Genomic DNA, 22,764 nt, shown 5'->3' with positions numbered 1-22,764 from the left:
GTTAATACTCGGAATAATAAATAGAAAATTGACTAATCATAGCCCCGGGACGATAAATCACCCCACGACAGGCGCCGCCAGAGCGCCTCGGATTTGCGTTTTCCTCCTGCCAAAAAAACAATCAAAGGAGCCCGACCCCATGAAGCCCCACGCTTCGAACCAGCCGCGCCGTGCGGCGGCCGCAGCCTTCATCGGCACCATGATCGAGTGGTACGACTTTTACATCTACGCCACCGCCGCCGCGCTGGTGTTCGGTGCGCTGTTCTTTCCTTCCGACGATCCGCTGTTCAGCACCATGGCCGCATTCGGCACCTTCGCCGTGGGCTTCTTTGCCCGGCCGTTGGGCGGGATCATTTTCGGTCATATCGGCGACCGCATCGGCCGCAAGAAATCGCTGATCATCACGCTATTGATGATGGGTGTGGTCACGGTGTGCATCGGTCTGCTGCCGACCTATGCGCAGATCGGCGCAACCGCACCTGTGCTGCTGATTCTGCTGCGTATCGTCCAGGGCATCGCCGTCGGTGGCGAGTGGGGCGGGGCGGTGTTGATGGCCGGCGAGCATGCGCCAAAGGGCCGGCGCAATTTCTTCGCTTCGTTCGCGCAACTGGGTAGCCCGGCGGGTTTGATCCTGTCGCTGCTGGCGTTCAGCGCGGTGACCCGTTTGCCGGAAGAAGACCTGATGAGTTGGGGCTGGCGTTTACCGTTCCTCGCCAGTGCGCTGTTGCTGCTGGTGGGCCTGGCGATTCGTCTGGGCGTGAACGAGTCACCGGAATTCCTCGCCAGCCGCGAGCAAGCCAGCAAGCAAATCAAGAAAGAGCAGGCGCCGGTGATAGAAGTGTTGCGCACCGCGTGGCGTCCGCTGTTGCTGTGCATCGGTGCCAACACGCTGGGCATCGCCGGGGTGTATTTCACCAACACTTTCATGATCGCCTACACCACTCAGCAACTGGCGCTGCCACGTTCGCTGATTCTCGAATGCCTGTTCTTCGTCGCGATCATCCAGTTCTGCATTCAACCGCTGGCGGCGTGGACGGCGGAGAAGATCGGTGCGACGCGTTTCCTGTGTCTGGTGTCGCTGCTGGCGATGGCCTCGCCGTATCCGATGTTCGTGCTGGTCAGCTCGGCCCAGGCGCCGCTGATCATCCTCGGCATCGCGCTGGCGGTGGTGTGCATGGCCTCGTTCTATGCGGTGATCGCCGGTTACGTCAGTGGCATGTTCGAGACTCGTGTGCGCTACACCGCGATCTCGCTGGCCTATCAGATCTGCGGCGCGGTGGCCGGTGGGCTAACGCCGCTGATCGGCACGATGCTCGCGCACAAGTTCACCGGGCAGTGGTGGCCGATGGCGGTGTTCTACAGCCTGATCGCCGGCATATCGCTGGTCTGCGTGCTGTCCCTCGCCCGTCGTCACGCCAGTGCCCATCGCGCGGAAATGGCCCGTGCCTAACCCGGAATTTCAGGAGAACCTCATGTTGAAAATCAATGGCGAACGCCTGTGGGCGAGCCTGATGGCCATGGCCGAAATCGGTGCGACAGCCCGAGGCGGCAGCTGCCGTCTGGCGCTGAGTGATGAAGACAAGGCCGGTCGCGAACTGTTCGCCCACTGGTGCCGCGAAGCCGGCATGACCCTGAGCGTGGACGCCATCGGCAACCTGTTCGCCCGTCGCGCCGGCACCGATCCGGACGCCGCGCCGGTAATGATGGGTAGTCACCTCGACACCCAACCCGAAGGCGGGCGATTCGACGGCGTCTACGGTGTACTCGCCGGGCTGGAAGTGGTGCGTTGCCTCAATGACCAGAACATCCAGACCCGCAAACCGCTGGAAGTGGCGGTGTGGACCAACGAAGAAGGCGCACGCTTTACGCCCGCCATGTTTGGCTCGGCAGTGTTCACCGGGATCATGGAGCTGAACGCGGCGCTGGCGGTGCGCGATGTCGATGGCATCAGCGTTGCCGAGGCGTTGCAGCGTACCGGTTACGCTGGTGAGCGTCCGTTGGGCGGCGCGGTGGACGCGTATTTTGAAGCGCACATCGAGCAAGGCCCGATCCTTGAAGACAACGCCAAAAGCATCGGCGTGGTCACGGGCGGTCAGGCGATCCGCTGGCTCGACGTGCGCGTGGAAGGCATGGCCGCCCACGCCGGCACCACGCCGATGTCGCTGCGCAAAGATGCGCTGTACGGTGTGGCGCGGATGATTCAGGCGATTGAAGGTCTGGCCGCAGATTTTGCCCCCGAAGGCCTGACCACGGTCGGCGAGTTGAGTATCAACAAGTCTTCGCGCAACACCATTCCGGGGCTGGTGAATTTCACCGTCGACCTGCGTCATCACTGCGACGACGCCATTGCCGCCATGGAGCAACAGGTCCGCGCCCGCTTGCAGGCCATCGCCGATGGCCGAGGCCTGAACCTGACGATCACCCCGCACTGGATCAGCCCGGCCACGCCGTTCGACGCCGAATGCGTGGCAGCCGTGCAAGAGGCGGTGGATGCGCTGGGCTACGCTCAGCAGTCGATTGTCAGCGGCGCCGGCCATGACGCGATTCACCTCGCGCGTTACTGCCCGACGGCAATGGTGTTCATCCCGTGCGTGGGTGGCTTGAGCCATAACGAAGCCGAAGATGTGTTGCCCGCAGACGTGAAGCAGGGCACCGACGTATTGCTCAACGCCGTGCTGGCCCGCGCCGGTCGAATCGAACAGGGAGTCTGAACCATGCGCAGTTTTTTCCACCCCGAACAATTGCTCCACCATCCTCGCAGCTATTACTCGCGCGGGCAGATGCGTACACCGCAGGAAGTCCCCGAGCGTGCGCAACATCTGGTGCAGGCCGCTCACGGTCTGGGTTTCAGCGTCGAGCAGCCCGTCGATGCCGGCCTCGCACCGTTGCTGGCGGTGCATGGCGCGCCGTATCTGACCTTTCTTCAGGAAGCGCACGCACGCTGGAAAGAAATCCCCGAAGACTGGGGCGATGAAGTCATGTCGAACATCTTCGTCCGCGAACCCAACGCCTTGCGCGGCATCCTCGCCCAGGCGGCGCGCTATCTGGCGGATGGCAGTTGCCCGGTCGGCGAGCAGACCTGGCGCTCGGCGTACTGGTCGGCGCAAAGCGCAGTGGCCGGGGCTCAGGCGCTGATCGACGGCGAGCCGGCAGCCTACGCCTTGTGCCGTCCGCCGGGGCATCACGCTCGGGCCGAAGCGGCGGGTGGTTTCTGCTACGTGAACAACGCGGCGGTGGCGGCGCAGGTGCTGCGTGACAAGTTCGATAAAGTCGCGGTGCTCGACACCGACATGCACCATGGTCAAGGCATCCAGGAAATCTTCTACGATCGCGATGACGTGCTTTACGTCTCGGTGCATGGCGATCCAACCAACTTCTATCCGGGCGTCGCCGGGTTCGCCGACGAACGTGGCAGCGGCGCAGGGGAGGGCTTCAACCTCAACTTGCCGATGGCTCATGGAGCAAGCGAAGCGGATTTCCTCGGGCAACTGGAAGTCGCATTGAACGCGGTACGCGAGTTCGGCGCCGAGGTGCTGGTGTTGTCGTTGGGCTTCGATATCTATGAGCTGGACCCGCAAAGCAAAGTCGCCGTCACTCGTGAAGGCTTTGCAGCACTGGGCGAGCGGATTCGCAGCCTGGGCCTGCCATGCTTGATCGTGCAGGAAGGCGGTTATCACCTGGAAAGTCTCGAAGACAACGCCCGGGCGTTTTTCGTGAATACCGAGGTGTGGCAGCGCTGAGGCAATCCGCCTGCCGGAACACAAGCGCCCTACGGTGCTTGCCATCGCCCTGACGTTAACGTAAACATTGGCGTCAGGGCGCTGATGTAAAAAAGCGCAAAGCGGACCGCTCCGGAGCGCTTGATGACTCTTATAAAAACAACCGATCCCAAGTCTCACCACGAAGCCCGGCTGGCCCGGGAAAAACTCCATCTCGAAGGGCAGGTCCCGGATGGCGTGTTGCGTGCGGAGATCGATGCTTCGTGGCGGCGCAGCCTGAGCCACGGCGTGCATTTCAATGGCAAACATGAGCTGGCGCTGGAGTCGAGCGCGAGTCTCGATGTGTTGCTGGCGAGCAATCGCCTGCTGATCGATGCGGCGATACCGGCCATCGATTACCTGGCCGAACGTCAGGGCAAGGAAGGCCTGATCATCCTCGCCAATTCCGACGCCACCATTCTTGCGGTCGAGGGACGTGCCGACCGGCTCAAGGGCAGCGGCCTGCAGGACATCACCCTCGGCGCTTGCTGGAGCGAAGCCGCTCGCGGTACCAACGCCCTCGGCACGGCGCTGGTCGAAGCGCGGCCCACCCTGATCGATTGCGGCGAACACTACCTCGACCGCCTCACCGACTTCTCCTGCACCTCGGTGCCGATCCATTGCCCCCAAGGCGAAATTCTCGGCGTCCTCGACCTGACCCGCGAAGGCCCTCTTGGCCGCGTCCATGACAGCACCGCGCTGCTGAGCATGGCGGTCAGCCAGATCGAGAGTCGGGTGTTCAACAACAGTTTTCCCGATCAGATCGTCCTCGCTTTCCACAGTCGCCGGCAGTATCTGGAATCGCCATGGCAAGGCTTGCTGGCGGTGAGTCTCGGCGGGCAGATTCTGGCGGTCAGCGCCCAGGCCTGCCAGTTGCTGCGGGCCGAACGTTCGGCGCTGGTCGGACGGCGTTGCGAAGAGTTCCTCGGCGTCGATGGCGTGCAATTGCTGACCCGTCTGCAACAGGGCGGCGTCGGCAGTGTGCAGACCGCCAAGGGCGAGTTTTTCTACAAAACCCTGCGAGCCCCGGCGCGTTCGGTGAACCTCGGCGGCCCGCCGCGCAGCGTGGCGAAAACCGCCAAGGCGCAACCGGATCTGGAAGCCCTGGCCGGCAACAACGCTCGCTACGCCCGCGCCCTGCGCATGGCTCGCCAAGGCCTGGCCAATGAGCTGCCGGTGCTGCTGCTCGGTGAAACCGGCACCGGTAAAGAAGTGATCGCCCGCGCCCTGCATCTGGCCGGCAGCCGTAGCGACAAACCCTTTGTGGCCGTGAACTGCGCGGCGATTCCCGAAGGCCTGATCGAATCGGAACTGTTCGGCTACCGTGAAGGTGCGTTTACCGGATCGCGCCGTGGCGGCATGATCGGACGCTTGCAACAGGCCCACGGCGGCACGTTGTTCCTCGATGAAATCGGCGACATGCCGCTGGCCTTGCAGGCGCGTTTGCTGCGCGTTCTGCAGGACCGAAAAGTCGCGCCGCTGGGGGCCGGGGAAGAACAGGACATCGACGTCGCACTGATCTGCGCCACCCACCGCGACCTCAAGCGCCAGGTCGAGGACAAGCAATTTCGCGAGGATCTGTTCTACCGGGTCAACGGCATCAGCGTGATGCTCCCGGCCCTGCGCGAGCGTGATGATTTCAGCGCGCTGGTCACTCGGCTGCTGGGCAAACTCGACGCGCCGAACGCCGTGCTGCACGACGACCTCAATCGCCTGCTCGGCGCTTATCACTGGCCGGGCAACATCCGTCAACTGGAAATGGTCTTGCGCACCGCTTTGGCCATGCGCGAACCCGGTGAAACGGTGCTGACCCTCGATCACCTGCCCGACAGCATGCTCGACGAACTGTCCGTCACCGAGAAACCCCAGACCGGCAGCATTCGCGAGAACGAACTGGAGATGATCCGCCAGTCCCTCGACACCCATCAGGGCAATGTCTCGGCCGCGGCCGACGCCCTCGGCATCAGCCGCGCGACTCTGTACCGCAAACTCAAACAGTTGCGCTCGTGATGCAGCGCCTGTTCGTGCGGCTGATCGACAGCCAGAACCCCGCCGCACTGCAAGCGTCGTTGCGTTGGCTATACGGTTTCGTGCGGCCGCAGCGTCTGGCCATTGCCGGCCTGCTCGGTCTGTCGGTGTGCGCGTCGCTGCTGGTGCTGGTGCAGCCGTGGCTGGTCAAGCTGTTGATCGACGATGGCTTGCTGGCGCGCAATTTTCCGGTTCTGGTGATGATCGCGATGCTGATGATTATCGCGGGACTGCTCGGCACCGCGTTGTCGGGGATCAACCGCTATCTGCACACGCGACTGTCCGGGCGGATTCTGTTTGCCCTGCGCGATGACCTTTACCGGCATTTGCAGAAGCTCTCGCCAAGCTTCTACGGCCAACGGCGGATCGGCGATCTGATGTCGCGGCTCGACGGCGATGTGGCGGAGATTCAGCGCTTTGCCGTGGACTCGTTGTTCTCGGCGGTATCGAGTGTGATCGGCCTGGTGGTGGCGATCGCGATGTTGTTCACGCTGTCGTGGAAACTGTCATTGCTGGCGCTGGTGCTGATCCCGCTCGACGTGCTGTGGCTGCGCTGGATGCGGCGCAAGGTCGAGCGCGATGTGCGGCAGTTGCGCGAGCGTTCGGCGGACATGTCGTCGTTCATGGTCGAGACCCTGCCGGTGATGAAGTTCATCCAGTCCGCCGGCCAGCAACAGCGTGAAGCGCGACGTCTGGAAAGCCTCGGGCAGGGCTACATGAACCAGTTGCTGCGCCTGCAAGTCACCGAGTTTTTCACTCAGGCCGTGCCCGGTACGTTGACCTCGCTGTCCCGCGCCTGTGCGTTTCTGATCGGCGGATATTGGGTGGTGCAGGGCACCTGGCAACTCGGCGCGCTGATCGCGTTTTCCACTTATCTGGGGATGGCGGTCGGGCCGGTGCAGAGCCTGTTGGGGTTGTACGTGGCGATCCAGCGGATGACCGTCAGTCTTGGGCGAGTCATGGAGTTGCGTGGCGAAGAACCCACGGTGTTTTCACCGGTCACGCCGAAACCGTTTCCGACTTCGGGCGAGCTGCGTTTCGACGCGGTGCACTTCAGCCATCCGGGCCGCCCAAGTACGTTGAGCGGGATCGAAGCGACGATTCCCTACGGTTTGAAAGTCGCCTTGAGTGGCGGCTCCGGCGTTGGCAAATCGACGCTGATCGATCTGCTGCAACGGCATCACGATCCGCAGTCCGGGCGGGTGTTGCTCGGCGAAGTGGACCTGCGTGAACTGGAACTGTTCGAACTGCGCCGACGCATCGCCGTGGTCAGTCAGGACATCGTGCTGTTTCGCGGCAGCCTCGCCGACAACCTGGCTTACGCGGTGCCGGACGCCAGCCGCGAAGCCATCGCCGAAGTCGCACGGCTGGCGCAACTCGACAGCCTGATCGCGTCGTTATCCGAAGGCCTCGACAGCCCATTGGGCGAGCGCGGTCAGCAGTTGTCCGGCGGACAGAAACAGCGGATCGCGATTGCCCGGGCGCTGTTGCAGGATCCGCTGATTCTGGTGCTCGACGAGGCTACATCGGCCGTCGACGAAACCACCGAGCGCGAAGTGATCGAAGCCATCGACCGGTTGTTTGCCGGGCGCACGCGGATCCTCATAAGCCATCGTCCGTCGACCCTGGCCGATGCCGATCTGCGCTTTGAATTGCTCGACGGTGTGCTCATTTCGAAAACGGTGCTGCATGAAGCCTGAATTGCGGATTGGTGTGGTCGACAGCGGGCACTCGGCGGCGCAGCGAGTGCAAGTGATTGCCGGGCGGCGATTCTCGTTGCTGGAGGATGGACTGGCTGAATCCGATTTGCGCGACGATCCCCTCGGGCATGGCAGCGCGGTGATCGAAGCAATCAGCCGTCGGGCACCGGCCGCACAGATTTGCGTGGCCCAAGTGTTCGATCAGCGCGGCATTACCAGCGCCTTGCAGATCGCCTCGGCCATCGACTGGCTGGTGGCGCAGGACGTGCGGCTGATCAATCTGAGCCTCGGCCTGCGCCAGGATCGCAGCCTGTTGCGCGAGGCCTGCGCGGCGGCGGTGGCCCATGGAGTGTTGCTGTGTGCATCGAGCCCGGCGCAGGGCGCGGCGGTGTTTCCGGCGAGTTATTCGCAGGTGTTGCGGGTGACCGGCGATGCGCGTTGTACCGATGAGCAATGGTCATGGCTCGACAGTGCGCAGGCGGATTTTGCCGCGTGTGTTCGCGGCACTTATCCGGGGCAGTCCGGGGCCAGTCTGGGGTGTGCCGCGTTGAGCGGGCATATTGCCGGCTATCTGCTGGAGCATCCGCAGGCGAGCAATGCCGAAGTGATCGACTGGCTGAAACAGCACGCTCGTTATCGCGGCCCTGAACGGCGTTTCGATCCGTGACTTCGATCCTGATTCTCGGTGCCGGTCCGGCTGGTGCGGCGGTCGCATTGGGGCTGCGACGACTGGGTTACGCGGTGACGCTGGTCAGCGAATGGCGGCGGTTTGCGGCGCTCGAAGGCGTGTCGCAGCGGGTATTGGAGGCGTTGCGTGGTGCCGGGTTGAATCACGGGTTGGCGAATGCCACGTTGCCGTCCCAAAGGCAGGTTGCGTGGAACGGTCAGCAGCATGCGCAGAACATCGAGTTTCTGCTGGATCGCCCGGCCTTTGATCGTGGTTTGCGGGAAGATCTGCGGATGGCCGGGGTCGAGGTGATTGAAGGGCGAGTCCTGAATGTTCATTCCTCGGCGGAGGGGCATCGGGTTGAACTCGATGGCGGTCAGACGCTAACGGCGGATTTTCTGGTGGAGGCCCGTGGGCGACAGGCGCCGGCGTCCGGTAAAGGTCTGCGCGGGCCGGAGACGGTCAGCCTGCTCAATCGCTGGCAAGGCGCGCCGGGTGTGACTTCCAGCGCCGTGGAAAGCCTTGAAGACGGCTGGGCGTGGATGGCCCGACGGGACGATGGCCAGTGTTATTGGCAGTGGACGGTGGATGTGGCCAGCGCCCAATTGCCGGGCAAGGCGCAACTGCTCGATCACAGCCGCGCGCGGCGTCAGGCCTCGGATTTTGCCCAAGCGTTCTTTGCTGGCGGGCAGGAATTCGAGTTGCAACTGCACGCTCGCAGCAGCACCGCGATTCTTGCGCCACAGGTCTGCGGTCATAACTGGATTCGCGTGGGCGATGCGGCGATGGCGGTGGACCCGCTGTCGGGCAACGGGATTTTTCAGTCGCTGTCCTCGGCGTTGCAGGCGCCGGTGGTGATCAACACGCTGTTGCGCAAACCGGAACGAGCGGCGCTGGCCCAGCGTTTTCACCGTCAGCGTGTGGAGCAACTATTCCTGCGTTTTGCGCGGATCGGTCGAGACTTTTATGCCGATGAACAGCGTTGGCTCGATCAGCCGTTCTGGCAGGCGCGGCGGCAGTGGCCAGATGCTGAAGTGGCTCATGCGCAAGCGGACTTTGCCGCGTTGCGCATCGAGCGGATGCCGGTGTTGCGTGACGGTTTTGTCGATGAAGCCGAGGTGGTGATCACGGCGGATCAACCGCTGGGGATCTGGCATGTGCAAGGTGTCGAGCTGGCTCCGCTGGTGCGGCGGCTGCGCGATGAGCCGGCGGATCAGGTGTTGGCGGGATTGACGCTTGAGCATGGGCGAGCCGTTCGCGGGTGGCTGTTGGCTCAGGGTTTCAAACCCTGAGCCGCAAGCGCAGTCATTACAACTTGATCAACACCGACTTCAACTCGGTGTAATGCTCGATCGCCGCATACCCCATCTCGCGCCCGACCCCGGACATCTTGTAGCCGCCAAACGGCAACGCCGGATCCAGCGCGCTGTGGCAGTTGACCCACACCGATCCCGACTTGATCCGCGGAATCATCCGGTGTACCGCCGCCAGATCGTTCGACCAGATGCTCGCGCCCAAACCGTAAGGGCTGTCATTGGCCATGCGCAGCGCATCGGCCTCGTCATCGAACGGAATCGCCACCAGCACCGGCCCGAAGATCTCTTCCTGCACCAGTGAATGCCGCTGATCGACATCGACAATCACCGTCGGCTTGACGAAGAACCCCGGCCCGAACTGCTCACCGCCGCAGGCGATGGTCGCGCCGCTTTCCCGGCCCATTTCGATGTAGTTGTAGACCCGCTCCTGCTGGCGCGCGGAAATCAGCGGGCCCATATCGATGCTCGGGTCGAGGCCGTTGCCGAGTTTCATCGCATTGGCGATATCGCTGATATCAGCCACCACATTGTCGAAATGCTTGCGCTGCACATACAGCCGCGAACCGGCGCAGCAGACCTGGCCCTGGTTGAAGAAAATCGCACTGGCCGCACCCGCCGCGGCGGTTTTCAGGTCGGCGTCGGCCATGACGATGGTCGGTGATTTGCCGCCCAGTTCCAGGGTGACCCGGGTCATCGAGTCCATGGCGATCTTGCCGATTTGCTTGCCCACGGCGGTGGAGCCGGTGAAGGTCAGTTTGTCGACCAGCGGGTTGTGAGTCAGGGCGGATCCGGCGGTGATGCCGGTGCCGGTGACGACGTTGAACACGCCTTCCGGGTAACCCGCCTCCAGCACCAGCTCCGCCAGTTTCAGCGCGGTCAGTGGGGTTTCGTCGGCCGGTTTGAGCACCACGGTGCAACCGGTGGCCAGCGCCGGGCCGAGCTTCCAGCAGGCCAGCAGCAACGGAAAGTTCCAGGCGACGATGGCGCCGACCACGCCGACTGCCTCGCGGCGAATGAAACTGTGGAACTGATCGCCGGGCATCAGCGGCAAAGAGACGTCGACGCTGGAACCTTCGATCTTGGTCGCCCAACCGGCCATGTAGCGCAGGAAGTCGATGGCCAGTTGCACGTCCATTACCTGCGCCACCGCCGCGCTCTTGCCGTTGTTCAGGCATTCCAGTTGCGCCAGCAGTTCGGCGTCACGCTGCATCAGGTCAGCGAGTTTCCACAGCAGGTTCTGCCGCTCGCGCGGACGGGTGCGGCTCCAGGCTGAATCATCGAAGGCTTGCCGGGCGGCGAGCACCGCGCTGTCGACATCTTCCGGCGTGGCTCGAGGCACCACACACAGCACTTCACCGGTGGCCGGATTGTGCAGCGGCATGGTCTGGCCGTCGTTGGCTTCGACCCAGTCGCCGCCGATCAGCATGCGTGGCGGGCGCTGGATAAAGGCCGAAGTGGCAGGGAGCAGATAAGGCAGGGGCATGGCGAAACCTCTTGTTGTTCGATGGGGTCGAGAGGGGCTTTCGCAATGGTTGTGCCAAATGCTCGAAGGTGGCGCACAGCCCGGTTGCACGGGCGGAAGGAGGAAGAGTTTGAGTGGCAATGAGGGTGAATTTGTCTCAAAACGCGACACCCGTTGAGATGCAGGATACGCATCCTACAAAGCCAATCCAGCTGTCACGGGGCCTTGGCGAAATCGGGCCGTTTCAGGTGTAGGAAAAGTCGCGCGTCTGACAGTTTTTACCGACTGGTGGAGGCATGAGGTACGAGCTAAGTTGCTTGGTGTATAGGGTTTTCCTGCCATGGATTTGGCGGGTCAGTGTCTTCACAGGGATGTCGATGAACAACTTAACCATTCGATGGCTAACCAATTTTACGATGGGCGTGGGGACTGGATTTCTGGTGACAGGGATTGCGGCGCTATTGATCGGCGACTTGACCGATGTCGATACGATTCGGGCAGGTGCGTGGATGGCTTCAACCAGTTTTTTCGTAATCGTTACCTCATTCGGTGTTGCCATGATGGAGGGGAAATGATGGCGGCTTTAATTGTGGGACTGTGGTGTATGGGCGTCAGTATGCTGCTCATGTATGCGTATCACCGGGATCGTCGAATTCAAGCGGCCCAGCGTGATTCCGCGGCATTGGCAGCCAAGGCCGGCGCCCACTGTGAATGCTCGATGGTTTGCAACCATTGTGGGCGTTACAAGGTTCACCCGGACAACTCCGTTCGCTAGGCGCGGGTCAACAACCAATACAAGAGCCCCGTCATTGGCGGGGCTTGTTTTCGTGTGGGTTCGGCAGGCGTCACTCTCCTGGAGGTTTTTCATGGGGGATGCTGTTAGCTCCGGGTCATCTGTCGCGCGACGCAATGTCGCTGATGCCGCAACAACTATGCTTGTCTCAGACTGCAACAGCTGTCGCGAAATTGGACGCCGGCAAGCACCGCCGGCACCGCCACTTCGCCTTGATCTTCACGTAACTGCTTGATTGAAAAGCTTATCGGCAAGCTGGCACGCTCCGTGTATTGCTCACAGCAGACGTTTCGCTTGCCTCCGTTCGTGCATCGCCACGAACGGCAGAAACCATAAAAACGATAAGCCACAACAATAAGAAAGCACCGTGCGAGGTTCGACGTTGATGAAGAGAAAACTCCGATCAGGCATGAGCGCCAGCCTGCTGGCCGTGGCCGCTTGCGTGGCCCTGCATTCGCCGTACAGCCTGGCAGCCCGCGATGCCCAGACCATCCTCAAGGAAACCTGCCAGGGCTGTCACACCCCTGAAACCGGCGACCAGTTGAGCCGCATCAGCCACCAACGCAAGACCCCGGAAGGCTGGCTGATGAGCATTGCCCGGATGCAGACCATGCACGGTTTGCAGATCAGCGATGACGACCGTCGCACGCTGGTCAAATACCTCGCCGACACCCAGGGCCTGGCGCCCAGCGAAACCGATGGCGTGCGTTACGCACTGGAACGGCGGCTGAACACCGTCGAGCAGTTCGACGAGAAAACCGCGCAGATGTGCGGCCGTTGCCACTCTGGCGCGCGGATCGCCCTGCAACGGCGTCCGGCTCAGGAATGGGAACGTCTGGTGAATTTCCACCTCGGTCAGTGGCCGTCGCTGGAATATCAGGCCATGTCCCGCGATCGTGACTGGTTCGATATTGCCCGCAAGGAAATGGTCCCGCTGCTGGCCAAGCGTTATCCGCTGGATAACCCGGCATGGCAGTCCTGGATCAAAACCGCACCGAAAGCCGAGGCGCTGGTGGGCGACTGGAGCTTCAGCGGCCATTTGCCAGGCAAGGGTGAACTGGCCGGCACCATGAGCGTCACCGCCGATGGCAGTGACACCTTCAAGGTCGCCGTCAAAGGTCAGTACGCCGACGGCAGCCCGTTCAACGGCGATGGCAGTGCGATCCTCTACAGCGGCTACGAATGGCGCGGCAACGTGACCGTCGATGGCGTGACCATGCGTCAGGTGTTCGCCGCACAAGGCAACGCCATGCAGGGCCGGATGTTCGAGGCCGAGCACGATGAGCGCGGTTTGGACTTTGTCGCCGCCAAACAGGGTTCGCAGCGTTTGCTGGCGGTGCAGCCAGGTTATGTGAAGGCAGGCAGCGAAACCGAAGTGACGCTGATCGGCAGCGGTCTGAGCGGCAAGCCGAACTTCGGCAAAGGCGTGGACGTGGTCGAAGTGGTCGAGCAGAACGCCGACCGGATCAAGGTCAAAGTCAAAGCGGCAGCCAATGCCCAGCCGGGTCTGCGCGCGGTCAGCGTCGGCAGCCTGAAAGGCCCGAATCTGTCGGTGTACAACAAGATCGCCTCGGTCAAAGTGGTGCCGGAATTCTCGGTGGCACGGATCGGCGAGGGCGGCGGTTCGACGCCGAAAGTCCAGGGCCGCTTCGATGCCGAAGCCTGGGGCAAGGGTGCGGGCGGCAAGCCGTATCGCATCGGCGTGTTCCCGGCGCAATGGAAAGTCGAAGCCTTCGACGAGCGTGCCAAAGAGGACGAGGACGTCAAGTTCGCCGGTACCATGCAGACCGACGCGGGCGTGTTCACCCCGGGCGATGCCGGGCCGAATCCGGCACGCAAGATGTCCACCAACAATGCCGGCAACCTCAAGGTGATCGCCGCCGTCGACGACGCAGGGAAATCCCTGACCGGCGAAGGCCACCTGATCGTCACCGTACAACGCTGGAACAATCCACCCATTCCCTGATGTTGAAACGTGAGTTGAGCTGAGCGACAGCGATTCAGACACTTTTCGGAATGACCGCAAGTCCCCCAAGCGGGGCTTGCACAGGAGGTTTGCAATGGGCGCTATCTTGAATCTGGTCGAACGTAATCTGCACGAAGTGCACGTCGACGCCGACCGCATGCTGTTCCACATCCCCAGCAGTTCGCTGTTTGCCAGCGATGAACTGACCGGCACCATCATCGATGCGTTGCGCGGCCCCGGTTGCTCCTCGGAAGACCTGATCCAGCGCCTCGGCGCGCGGTTCAACGGCGAGGAAATCAACGAGACCCTGCGCGAGCTGATTTCGCTGGAACTGGTCAGCGACGGCTCGCCGCTGACGCCGGACATCGCGGTCAAACGCGTCGAGCGCACGGCGATCAACACCGTGGTGCTCAACGTCAACACCGGCTGCAACCTGAGCTGCACCTACTGCTACAAGGAAGACCTCGACAAGCCGTCCGCCGGCAAGAAGATGGACGTCGAAACCGCCATCGCCTCGGTGGAAATGTTGCTGCGTGAGTCCCCCGACGAAGAACGGTTCACCGTGGTGTTTTTCGGCGGCGAGCCGCTGAGCAATCGCAAGCTGATCGAGTACATGGTCGATTACTGCGAGAAGCGTTTTGCCGAGGCCGGCAAGTTCGTCGAATTCGTGATGACCACCAATGCCACGCTGCTCACCGAAGAAACCGTGGACTACCTGAATGCACACCGCTTTGGGCTGTCAGTGAGCATCGACGGGCCGAAAACCGTGCACGACCGTAATCGCATCACCGTGGGCGGTCAGGGCACTTATGACGTGGTGCGGCGCAAGGCCGAAATGCTGCTGTCGCGCTACAACAGCCGTCCGGTCGGCGCGCGGGTGACCCTGACCACCGGCGTCACCGACGTTGAAACCATCTGGGATCACCTGTTTAACGAATTGGGGTTTGCCGAAGTCGGATTTGCTCCGGTGACGTCCGGTGATATCAGCAGCTTTAACCTGACCACTGACGAGTTGATCGAAGTGTTCGCCAGCATGAAACGCCTCGGTCGGCGTTATCTGGAAGCCGCGCTGGAACACCGCAATATCGGTTTCTCCAACCTGCATCAACTGATCACCGACATCCACGAAGGCCATAAAAAGGCCCTGCCGTGCGGCGCCGGACTGAAGATGCTGGCGGTCGATCACAAGGGCGAACTGAACCTGTGCCATCGCTTCACCGGATCGTCGCTGCCGACCTTTGGCAACGTCCACAGCGGCGTTAAACAGGTCGAGTTGAACGACTTCCTGTCCCAGCGCCTGGATCGCACCAACACCGGTTGTCATGACTGTCAGATCCGCAACCTGTGCTCCGGCGGCTGCTACCACGAGAGCTATGCCCGCTATGGCGACCCGGCCCACCCGACTTATCACTACTGCGAACTGATGCGTGACTGGGTCGACTTCGGCATCGAGGTCTACACCCGGATCATGGCCAACAACCCTGCGTTCATCAGCAGCTACATCACTCCGCGCAAGGCTCACTGATATGAAACATCTCAAGGCAATCAATAACAAAGCGTTGAAGCTGGATCAGGCCGCGGACGAGAACCGCATCGAAGAAGTGGTGGCGATGAGCTCCGTTGCCGGTTGCGCCTCGACCACCGACCCAGGTTGGGAAATCGATGCGTTCGGCGGGGTGTCGTCGCTGTGCCAGCCGATGGAGGCTGACCTCTACGGTTGCTCCGACCCGTGCTGGTGGCCGGCCCAGGTGCCGGACATGATGAGCACCTACCCGGACTGGAACAAGGATGCCCAGGCGTCCAACGACAACTGGCGCAACCTCGGCACTGTCTTCCCGAAAGACAAGTGATCCCCAAGAAAAAGGATTCCAGCATGCCTAGCCTCAACAAAGCCTGCGGTGTTGCCGCACTCGCGGTTCTGAGCGCCTGTTCGCTTCCGGTTCTGGCCGATGAAAACACCGCGCTGCAAGACGGTCACGAGTACATGTTGACCACCAACTACCCGAACAACCTGCACGTCATCGACCTGGCGACCGACAGCCTGTACAAGTCCTGCAAGATGCCTGACGCCTTCGGCCCCGGCACCGTACAGCTTTCGCCGGATCGCAAGACCGCGTATGTGCTGAACAACCATTACGCCGATGTCTATGGTGTCGAACTGGACAGTTGCAAGCAGGTGTTCCACGCCAGCATCACCCAGCAGCCGGGGGAAAAGGCGCGGTCGATGTTCGCCTTCACCGTCAGCCATGACGGCAAGGAGCTGTACACCATCGCCAACCCGACCCAGATGCTCAATGACCGATACGAGGTCAAACAGCCGCGTCTGGACGTGTACGCCACCGACGCCGGGATGGACGCCAAACCGGTGCGCAGCTTCCCGGCGCCACGGCAGTTGACGATCATGCAGAGCGGCGATGACGGCACGCTGTATGTGGCCGGTGCTGATGTGTACAAGGTCGATGTGAAGAGCGGCAAGTTCGACGTGCTGATCCCCAGCCGTCACTGGAAACGCCCGAACTACAGCGCGCCGGACGTGCTTTACGTGTGGAACCAGCAGACTTACCGCCACGATTTCTCTCTGCTGTACACCGCCGCCAAGTTCAAGGACAAGAAGCAGGACCCGGCCACCGCTGAATACCTGTACGGCTTGTTCAGCGTCGATCTGAAAACCGGCAAGACCGAAACCACCGATTTCGGCCCGCTGACCGAGATCTACTTCAGCGGCATGCGCTCGCCGAAGGATCCGAACCTGATGTTCGGTGTGCTCAATCGTCTGGCCAAGTACGACATCAAGCAGAAGAAGCTGATTCAGGCGGCGACACTGGACCATTCCTACTACTGCATTTCGTTCAACAAGGAAGGGAGCAAGATCTATTTGGCCGGGACCTTCAACGACGTGGCGATCTTTGATGCCGAGACCATGAAACAGACTGGCAGCATCAAATTGCCGGGTGGGGATATGGCGATTACCACGGCGCAGATTTTTGTTCGGTAATTAGCGGCGTCAGGGATGACGCCTTCGCGAGCAAGCTCGCTCCCACAGGGAATTTGTGAACGGCACAAAACCAATGTGGGAGCGAGCCTGCTCGCGATCAGGCCTTCAAAGGCTCGGAAAAATCAGGCCCCGGGCACCGGGCAGCTCATGTCACCTTCCTCACATTTCAAATATTGCTTGAGCGCCTCGGTTCGCGTCTTTGTCACCGAGGCGATGCAATTGTTGTAGATCAACGGATAAACACTCCCGCCTGCCACGCCGGATGCCGAAAACTTGCACTCGGCATCGCGAAACCCGATCCACGCACGTTGCGCGCTCACCAGCAGTTTTTTGCCATCAGGGTTGTCCTTCAACCGGGCGGTAATCTGCTGATAAACCGTGTTCAACTCCTTGTCCGCCGCTTTGTTTTCCTGCGCGGCGCACTGATTCATCGTCGCCTGATCGCTGGCATTGGCGCAGTCCACGGCAGCGTGAGCAATAGAAGTGAAAAGAAAGGGTGTCAGGGCCAGAAGCAGACGTGGGGACATGAGTCATCTCGCTTTGATGAATGAACGTGCCGGGCAGTTTAGCGACTTCACGGCGCCATCAGGGTTTGTGCTGTCTCGATGCGTTGAGCAACCGCTCTGCTGTCGCGGCAATTTCCTCTCCGTCATGCAGTTTTTCCAGCCATCCGGACGGGATTCCCTGCACGCCGTAATGGGCGCCGGCCAACTGGCCGACGATGGCAGCTGTGGTGTCCGCGTCATCGCCCAGATTCGCCGCTTGCAGGACGGCCGCGGCAAAACTGTCGGTGTGCTGGAAGCACCATAACGCCGCTTCCAGGGATTCGACGCAGTAACCACTGCCGCGAATGTCGCGCTCGGTCTTGTGCAGGTACTCGCCCCGGGCAATTGCCGCCACCTTGGGCTGGCTGAAGGCTGTTGGCGGCAGGGTGCGCAGTTCCGATTTCGATGCACCTTCCAGGGCCTTGCAGAGCAGTTCGGCAAATAACCGGCAGCATTCGATGGCCTCGGGGGCCGCGTGCGTGGTGCGAGAACTGTCGGCGGCGAATCGCCTGATTTGCCGGGCATCGGGGAAATAAAACAGAACCACGGGCACCAGTCGCATCAACGAGCCATTGCCGGCACTGTGCGGGTCAGTAGAGCCGGCAAACGGCTCTCCGGTGTGTTGGTAGCGATCCAGCGCCTGACTCACGGTCATGCCGACATCGAAACATTCGCCGGTCGAACTCAGATAACCCCATTGCCACCAGTTCAGGTAGCGGCCCATCTGGTCAGCGGCATCGAAGCCGTTTTTGTTCAGCAGACTTTCCGCCAGGCACAACGCCATCGAGGTGTCGTCGGTCCATTGACCGGGCTTCAGGCGAAACGGCCCGCCACCAACCATGTCGGTCAGGGGCTGGAAGCTGCCGCGCGGCTGGAATTCGACGGTGGTTCCCACGGCATCGCCGCAGGCCAGGCCGAGCAGGGCGCCACGGTAACGTTCGGGGAGAGAGAGCTGCATGATGACGTCCTTGTGTCGTTCAGTTCGCTGCGAACGTTATCAGTTTCGCAGCGCTGATCCGTGCGCATTCTGACGAACCGACGCCGCAAAATACTGCCGGATATTTCAATCAGAGCCGACCGTTGCACTGGATTGATACAACTTCGGATTGGACATGTGGTCATACAAGCCTACTGTTCAAAACAGGAGGTGACGTATGAAACCAGTACCCAACAGCTTTGAACGTAAAATCATGCTCAGGTCGCCGCGCTCCCATGTCTGGCGCGCCCTGGTCGATGCCGAGGCGTTCGGCCAGTGGTTCGGCGTTGCGCTGGAGGGCCGGCGGTTTATCGCGGGTGAATGGACGCAGGGGCAGGTGACGTACCCCGGTTATGAACATGTGCTCTGGAACGTGCTGGTGGAACGGGTCGAGCCGCAGCAGCTGTTCTCCTTCCGCTGGCACCCGTACGCGGTGAACCCGAAAATCGACTATTCCCAGGAACCGACCACCCTGGTCAAATTCGAACTGCAGGACTACGAGAACGGCACGCTGCTGAAAGTCTCCGAGTCAGGTTTTGCGCACATTCCCGACGTGCGCCAGAAGGAGGCGTACTACATGGACAGTCGGGGCTGGGAAGAACAGTTGAGTCGACTTGAGCACTTCCTCACGGAGAGCGACCGGGCCCGCGAGCGTGAAGGTGGCTGATCTCGACCTGTTCACGCCGTGGCTGGAACGCTGGGCGCTGGCGCCGGACGGCAAGCCGATCATCACCCCGGGCAGCCGCCTGTTGCCGGTGCGTCAGTGCGATGCACCGGCGATGCTGAAAGTCGCGGTGGACGACGAAGAAAAGTACGGCAACCTGCTGATGACCTGGTGGGACGGCGACGGTGCCGCCCGGGTGCTCGCGCATCACGAAGAAGGCTTGTTGCTGGAGCGGGCGATGGGCCAGCGTTCGCTGATGCACATGGCGCTCAACGGTGAAGACGACGAAGCCACACGGATCATGTGCCGAGCGCTGGCGCGCCTGCACGCACCGCGACCGACGCCGCCACCGCCGTTGGTGGAACTGGCGCCGTGGTTTGCTTCATTACGAGTGGCCGCAGCCCGATACGGCGGCCAATACGCCGAATGCCTGCAAACCGCCCAGGCCTTGCTCGCCGAACCGCAGGACGAGGTGGTGCTGCACGGCGACATGCACCACGACAATGTCCTCGATTTTGGCTCACGGGGCTGGCTGGCCATCGACCCCAAGCGGGTGCGGGGCGAGCGCGGTTACGACTATGCCAACCTGATCTGCAACCCGGAATTGCCAACGGCCAACGACCCTGAGCGCTTTCGGCGACAAGTCGACGTGATCTGCGAAGCAGCGGGAATCGAGCGAAAGCGTCTGCTGCAATGGGTGCTGGCGTTCGCCGGACTGTCTGCCGCATGGTTTCTGGAAGATGACGAGCAAACTGCGGCAAAGGGACAGCTGAAAGTTGCGCAACTGGCGGCTTCTGCGCTCGAAGCCTGACACGTCTAAGGGTTTTCGGAAGGCCCGCTATGGCGAATGTCTTACACGCGATGGTAGCTATTTCGACTATTGCCGATTGGATCCACAGCGTAATCTAGCCCCATCAACTGAAGCACAGGGAGTGTTTCAGGATCACGGATGATCGACCATTAGCAAGGATCGCTGCCGACAGGGAGTCGATAATGGTCTTGGGAAAAACCCGCTTCGGCGGGTTTTTTTTCGTCCGCAGAAAAGTGCCGTGCCCAAACAGAAACACCGCCGATTGGCGGTGTTTCTGCATCTGCAGGTTTTACGAGGCGATCAACTGGCGCAACACGTAATGCAGGATACCCCCGGACTTGAAGTACTCGACCTCGTTCAAAGTGTCGATGCGGCACAGCACTTCGATTTTCTCCTGGTGCCCGTTTTCACGGGTGATGACCAGCGTCAGGTTCATCCGTGGCGTCAGCTCGACACCGCTCAGCCCCTGAATATCCAGGGTTTCCTTGCCGGTGAGGTTCAGACTCTTGCGGTTCTGATCCAGCTTGAACTGCAACGGCAACACGCCCATGCCCACCAGGTTGGAGCGGTGGATCCGCTCGAAGCTTTCGGCGATCACCGCTTTCACCCCCAGCAGGTTGGTGCCCTTGGCCGCCCAGTCGCGGCTGGAACCGGTGCCGTATTCTTGGCCGGCAATCACCACCAGCGGCGTGCCCGAGGCTTGATAACGCATGGCCGCGTTGTAGATTGCCAGTTTCTCGCCGGTCGGAATGTAGATCGTGTTGCCACCTTCTTCGCCGCCCAGCATTTCGTTGCGGATACGGATGTTGGCGAAAGTGCCGCGCATCATCACTTCGTGGTTGCCCCGGCGTGAACCGTAGGAGTTGAAGTCCCGTGGCTCGACGCCTTGCTCGCGCAGGTAACGCCCGGCCGGGCTGTCGGCCTTGATATTGCCGGCGGGGGAGATGTGGTCGGTGGTCACCGAGTCGCCCAACAGTGCCAGTACTCGCGCACCTTTCACATCGGCGATCACCGGCAAAGGCCCGGCAATGTCGTCGAAGAACGGCGGATGCTGGATGTAGGTCGAATCCGCCTGCCAGACGTAGGTCGCGGCTTGCGGCACTTCGATGGCTTGCCACTGTTCGTCACCGGCGAACACTTCAGCGTATTCCTTATGGAACATGGCGGTGTTGACCTGATTCACCGCATCGGCGATTTCCTTGCTGCTCGGCCAGATGTCACGCAGGTAAACCGGATTGCCCTGTTGGTCGTTGCCCAGCGGCTCGCTGCTGATATCGGTGCGCACACTGCCAGCCAGGGCGTAAGCGACAACCAGCGGCGGCGAGGCCAGCCAGTTGGTTTTCACCAGCGGATGCACCCGGCCTTCAAAGTTGCGGTTGCCGGACAGCACCGAAGCCACGGTGAGGTCGGCTTTCTGGATGGCTTTTTCGATCGGTTCCGGCAGCGGGCCGGAGTTGCCGATGCAGGTGGTGCAACCATAACCGACCAGTGAAAAACCGAGCTGATCGAGGTACTGCGTCAGCCCGGCGGCTTTGTAGTAATCGGTGACGACTTTTGAACCCGGAGCCAGCGAACTCTTCACCCACGGCTTGCGGGTCAGGCCCTTTTCCACGGCTTTTTTCGCCAGCAGGCCGGCAGCCATCATCACGCTCGGATTGGAGGTGTTGGTGCAAGAGGTGATTGCGGCAATCACCACCGCGCCGTTTTTCAGACGATAGGTGTGGCCGTCGTACTCGTAATCTGTTTCGCCGACCAGATCGGCGTTGCCCACCGCGACACCGCCACCGCCTTCGCTTTCCAGACGTCCTTCTTCTTTGCTGGTGGGTTTGAATTGTAGGTCGAGGAAGTCACTGAACGCCTGGCCGACGTTCGGCAGCGAGACACGGTCCTGCGGACGTTTCGGCCCGGCGAGGCTGGCTTCGACGCTGCCCATGTCCAGCGCCAGGCTGTCGGTAAACACCGGTTCCTGACCGGGCAGGCGCCACAGGCCCTGAGCCTTGGTGTAAGCCTCGACCAGTTTCACCACTTCAGGCGGACGGCCGGACAGGCGCAGGTAGTCGAGAGTCACGTCATCCACCGGGAAAAAGCCGCAGGTCGCGCCATATTCCGGGGCCATGTTGGCGATGGTTGCGCGGTCGGCCAGCGGCAGGTCGGCGAGACCGTCGCCATAGAACTCGACGAATTTGCCGACCACGCCTTTCTTGCGCAGCATCTGGGTCACGGTCAGCACCAGGTCGGTGGCGGTGATGCCTTCCTTGAGCTTGCCGGTGAGTTTGAAACCGATCACTTCCGGAATCAGCATCGACACCGGTTGCCCGAGCATCGCCGCTTCCGCCTCGATCCCACCGACGCCCCAGCCGAGTACGCCGAGGCCGTTGATCATGGTGGTGTGGGAGTCGGTGCCGACCAGCGTGTCAGGGAAGGCATAGGTGCGGCCGTCTTCGTCCTTGGTCCACACGGTGCGGCCGAGGTATTCGAGGTTGACCTGGTGGCAGATCCCGGTGCCCGGCGGCACCACGCTGAAGTTGTCGAAGGCGCTCTGGCCCCAGCGCAGGAAGGCGTAGCGTTCGCCGTTGCGCTGCATTTCGATGTCGACGTTCTGTTCGAAGGCGCTGGCGCTGGCGAACTTGTCGACCATCACCGAGTGGTCGATCACCAGATCCACCGGCGACAGCGGGTTGATTCGTTGCGGATCACCGCCGGCCTTGGCCATGGCGGCGCGCATCGCGGCCAGATCGACCACGGCGGGGACGCCGGTAAAGTCCTGCATCAGCACGCGGGCAGGGCGGTACTGGATTTCGCGGTCGGAGCGGCGCTCCTTGAGCCACGCGGCAATTGCTTTGAGGTCAGCGCCGGTGACGGTTTTTTCGTCTTCCCAGCGCAGCAGGTTTTCCAGCAGGACTTTCAGCGACATCGGCAGCTTGTCGAGATCGCCCAAGGTCTTGGCGGCATCCGGCAAGCTGAAATAGTGATAAGTCTTGTCGTCTATTTTCAGGGTTTTAAGGGTGTTCAGACTATCGAGGGACGGCATTACGATCACTCCTTTGAATCCGCACGGCTACGGATAGAGGGGACGAATAGAG

18 protein-coding genes are annotated in these 22,764 nt (G+C 61.6%); 14 read left to right on the top strand and 4 right to left on the bottom strand.

The annotated features are described in order from the left end of the window. The first annotated feature begins 139 nt into the window (after nucleotides 1-139). From LOY31_RS20085 to LOY31_RS20055, 7 genes are all read left to right on the top strand, one after another. Nucleotides 140-1,450, top strand: a complete 1,311-nt coding sequence (locus LOY31_RS20085) for an MFS transporter (protein WP_258712124.1) — start codon at nucleotides 140-142, stop codon at nucleotides 1,448-1,450. A 22-nt stretch (nucleotides 1,451-1,472) separates the two neighbouring features. Beyond that, nucleotides 1,473-2,711, top strand: coding sequence for a Zn-dependent hydrolase (locus LOY31_RS20080; protein WP_258712123.1), 1,239 nt, complete (start codon nucleotides 1,473-1,475; stop codon nucleotides 2,709-2,711). A gap of 3 nt (nucleotides 2,712-2,714) precedes the next feature. Continuing rightward, nucleotides 2,715-3,740, top strand: coding sequence for a histone deacetylase family protein (locus LOY31_RS20075; RefSeq protein WP_258712122.1), 1,026 nt, complete (start codon nucleotides 2,715-2,717; stop codon nucleotides 3,738-3,740). Nucleotides 3,741-3,863: 123 nt separating this feature from the next. Then, nucleotides 3,864-5,768 (top strand): sigma-54-dependent Fis family transcriptional regulator, encoded by a 1,905-nt coding sequence (locus LOY31_RS20070; RefSeq protein WP_085608188.1) that lies wholly within the window; start codon nucleotides 3,864-3,866, stop codon nucleotides 5,766-5,768. Further along, the gene (locus LOY31_RS20065) at nucleotides 5,768-7,486 is read left to right on the top strand and encodes an ABC transporter ATP-binding protein (protein WP_085608189.1); all 1,719 of its coding nucleotides are present in this window, start codon (nucleotides 5,768-5,770) and stop codon (nucleotides 7,484-7,486) included. Before LOY31_RS20070 ends, LOY31_RS20065 begins: the two co-directional genes overlap by 1 nt. Next, nucleotides 7,476-8,153 carry a S8 family serine peptidase gene (locus tag LOY31_RS20060; protein ID WP_085608190.1) on the top strand — a complete coding sequence of 226 codons (678 nt, stop codon included), beginning with the start codon at nucleotides 7,476-7,478 and terminating at the stop codon, nucleotides 8,151-8,153. The genes LOY31_RS20065 and LOY31_RS20060 overlap by 11 nt, the downstream gene beginning before the upstream one ends. Continuing rightward, a complete protein-coding gene (locus LOY31_RS20055; protein ID WP_258712121.1) occupies nucleotides 8,150-9,445 on the top strand; it encodes an FAD-dependent monooxygenase in 1,296 nt (431 codons plus the stop codon). Before LOY31_RS20060 ends, LOY31_RS20055 begins: the two co-directional genes overlap by 4 nt. A 16-nt stretch (nucleotides 9,446-9,461) precedes the next feature. On the opposite strand, the gene LOY31_RS20050 is transcribed toward LOY31_RS20055, so the two are convergent. Next, complete coding sequence (locus LOY31_RS20050) at nucleotides 9,462-10,952, bottom strand: aldehyde dehydrogenase (RefSeq protein WP_085608192.1); 1,491 nt, start codon at nucleotides 10,950-10,952, stop codon at nucleotides 9,462-9,464. Nucleotides 10,953-11,308: 356 nt separating this feature from the next. Here LOY31_RS20050 and LOY31_RS20045 point away from each other — a divergent pair, with 356 nt between their 5' ends. The 5 genes from LOY31_RS20045 to peaD all read left to right on the top strand — a co-directional run bounded on the left by LOY31_RS20045 (nucleotide 11,309) and on the right by peaD (nucleotide 16,685). Further along, nucleotides 11,309-11,506 (top strand): hypothetical protein, encoded by a 198-nt coding sequence (locus tag LOY31_RS20045; protein WP_007953098.1) that lies wholly within the window; start codon nucleotides 11,309-11,311, stop codon nucleotides 11,504-11,506. Nucleotides 11,507-12,109: 603 nt separating this feature from the next. Further along, nucleotides 12,110-13,690, top strand: coding sequence for a quinohemoprotein amine dehydrogenase subunit alpha (gene peaA / locus LOY31_RS20040; protein WP_085608194.1), 1,581 nt, complete (start codon nucleotides 12,110-12,112; stop codon nucleotides 13,688-13,690). Between the two features lie 94 nt (nucleotides 13,691-13,784). Continuing rightward, nucleotides 13,785-15,215 (top strand): quinohemoprotein amine dehydrogenase maturation protein, encoded by a 1,431-nt coding sequence (peaB, locus tag LOY31_RS20035; protein ID WP_085608195.1) that lies wholly within the window; start codon nucleotides 13,785-13,787, stop codon nucleotides 15,213-15,215. A 1-nt stretch (nucleotide 15,216) separates the two neighbouring features. Continuing rightward, nucleotides 15,217-15,540: a quinohemoprotein amine dehydrogenase subunit gamma gene (gene qhpC, locus LOY31_RS20030; RefSeq protein WP_008016081.1), complete on the top strand. Its 324-nt coding sequence runs from the start codon at nucleotides 15,217-15,219 to the stop codon at nucleotides 15,538-15,540. 23 nt (nucleotides 15,541-15,563) lie between these two features. Then, nucleotides 15,564-16,685, top strand: a complete 1,122-nt coding sequence (gene peaD, locus LOY31_RS20025; protein ID WP_085608196.1) for a quinohemoprotein amine dehydrogenase subunit beta — start codon at nucleotides 15,564-15,566, stop codon at nucleotides 16,683-16,685. A gap of 122 nt (nucleotides 16,686-16,807) precedes the next feature. Here the strand turns inward: peaD and LOY31_RS20020 are convergent, their stop codons facing one another. Together LOY31_RS20020 and LOY31_RS20015 are read right to left on the bottom strand one after the other, a co-directional pair. After that, nucleotides 16,808-17,212: a lysozyme inhibitor LprI family protein gene (locus LOY31_RS20020; protein ID WP_085608197.1), complete on the bottom strand. Its 405-nt coding sequence runs from the start codon at nucleotides 17,210-17,212 to the stop codon at nucleotides 16,808-16,810. A gap of 58 nt (nucleotides 17,213-17,270) precedes the next feature. Further along, nucleotides 17,271-18,188 carry an ADP-ribosylglycohydrolase family protein gene (locus tag LOY31_RS20015; RefSeq protein ID WP_221533861.1) on the bottom strand — a complete coding sequence of 306 codons (918 nt, stop codon included), beginning with the start codon at nucleotides 18,186-18,188 and terminating at the stop codon, nucleotides 17,271-17,273. 196 nt (nucleotides 18,189-18,384) lie between these two features. Between LOY31_RS20015 and LOY31_RS20010 the strand changes: the two genes are divergently transcribed. Together LOY31_RS20010 and LOY31_RS20005 are read left to right on the top strand one after the other, a co-directional pair. Beyond that, nucleotides 18,385-18,873 (top strand): SRPBCC family protein, encoded by a 489-nt coding sequence (locus LOY31_RS20010; protein WP_007953087.1) that lies wholly within the window; start codon nucleotides 18,385-18,387, stop codon nucleotides 18,871-18,873. Next, complete coding sequence (locus LOY31_RS20005; RefSeq protein WP_258712120.1) at nucleotides 18,866-19,681, top strand: aminoglycoside phosphotransferase family protein; 816 nt, start codon at nucleotides 18,866-18,868, stop codon at nucleotides 19,679-19,681. The genes LOY31_RS20010 and LOY31_RS20005 overlap by 8 nt, the downstream gene beginning before the upstream one ends. 289 nt (nucleotides 19,682-19,970) lie before the next feature. Here LOY31_RS20005 and acnA read toward each other — a convergent pair whose 3' ends face one another. Further along, nucleotides 19,971-22,712 (bottom strand): aconitate hydratase AcnA, encoded by a 2,742-nt coding sequence (acnA, locus tag LOY31_RS20000; protein WP_258712119.1) that lies wholly within the window; start codon nucleotides 22,710-22,712, stop codon nucleotides 19,971-19,973. Nucleotides 22,713-22,764: the final 52 nt, after the last annotated feature.

The sequence above is a fragment of the Pseudomonas sp. B21-021 genome (genome assembly GCF_024749205.1).
GTDB classification, from domain to species: domain Bacteria; phylum Pseudomonadota; class Gammaproteobacteria; order Pseudomonadales; family Pseudomonadaceae; genus Aquipseudomonas; species Aquipseudomonas paraglycinae.
The sequence above is the reverse complement of the archived record's forward strand: the minus strand, read 5'-3'. Positions and strand labels throughout refer to the sequence as shown.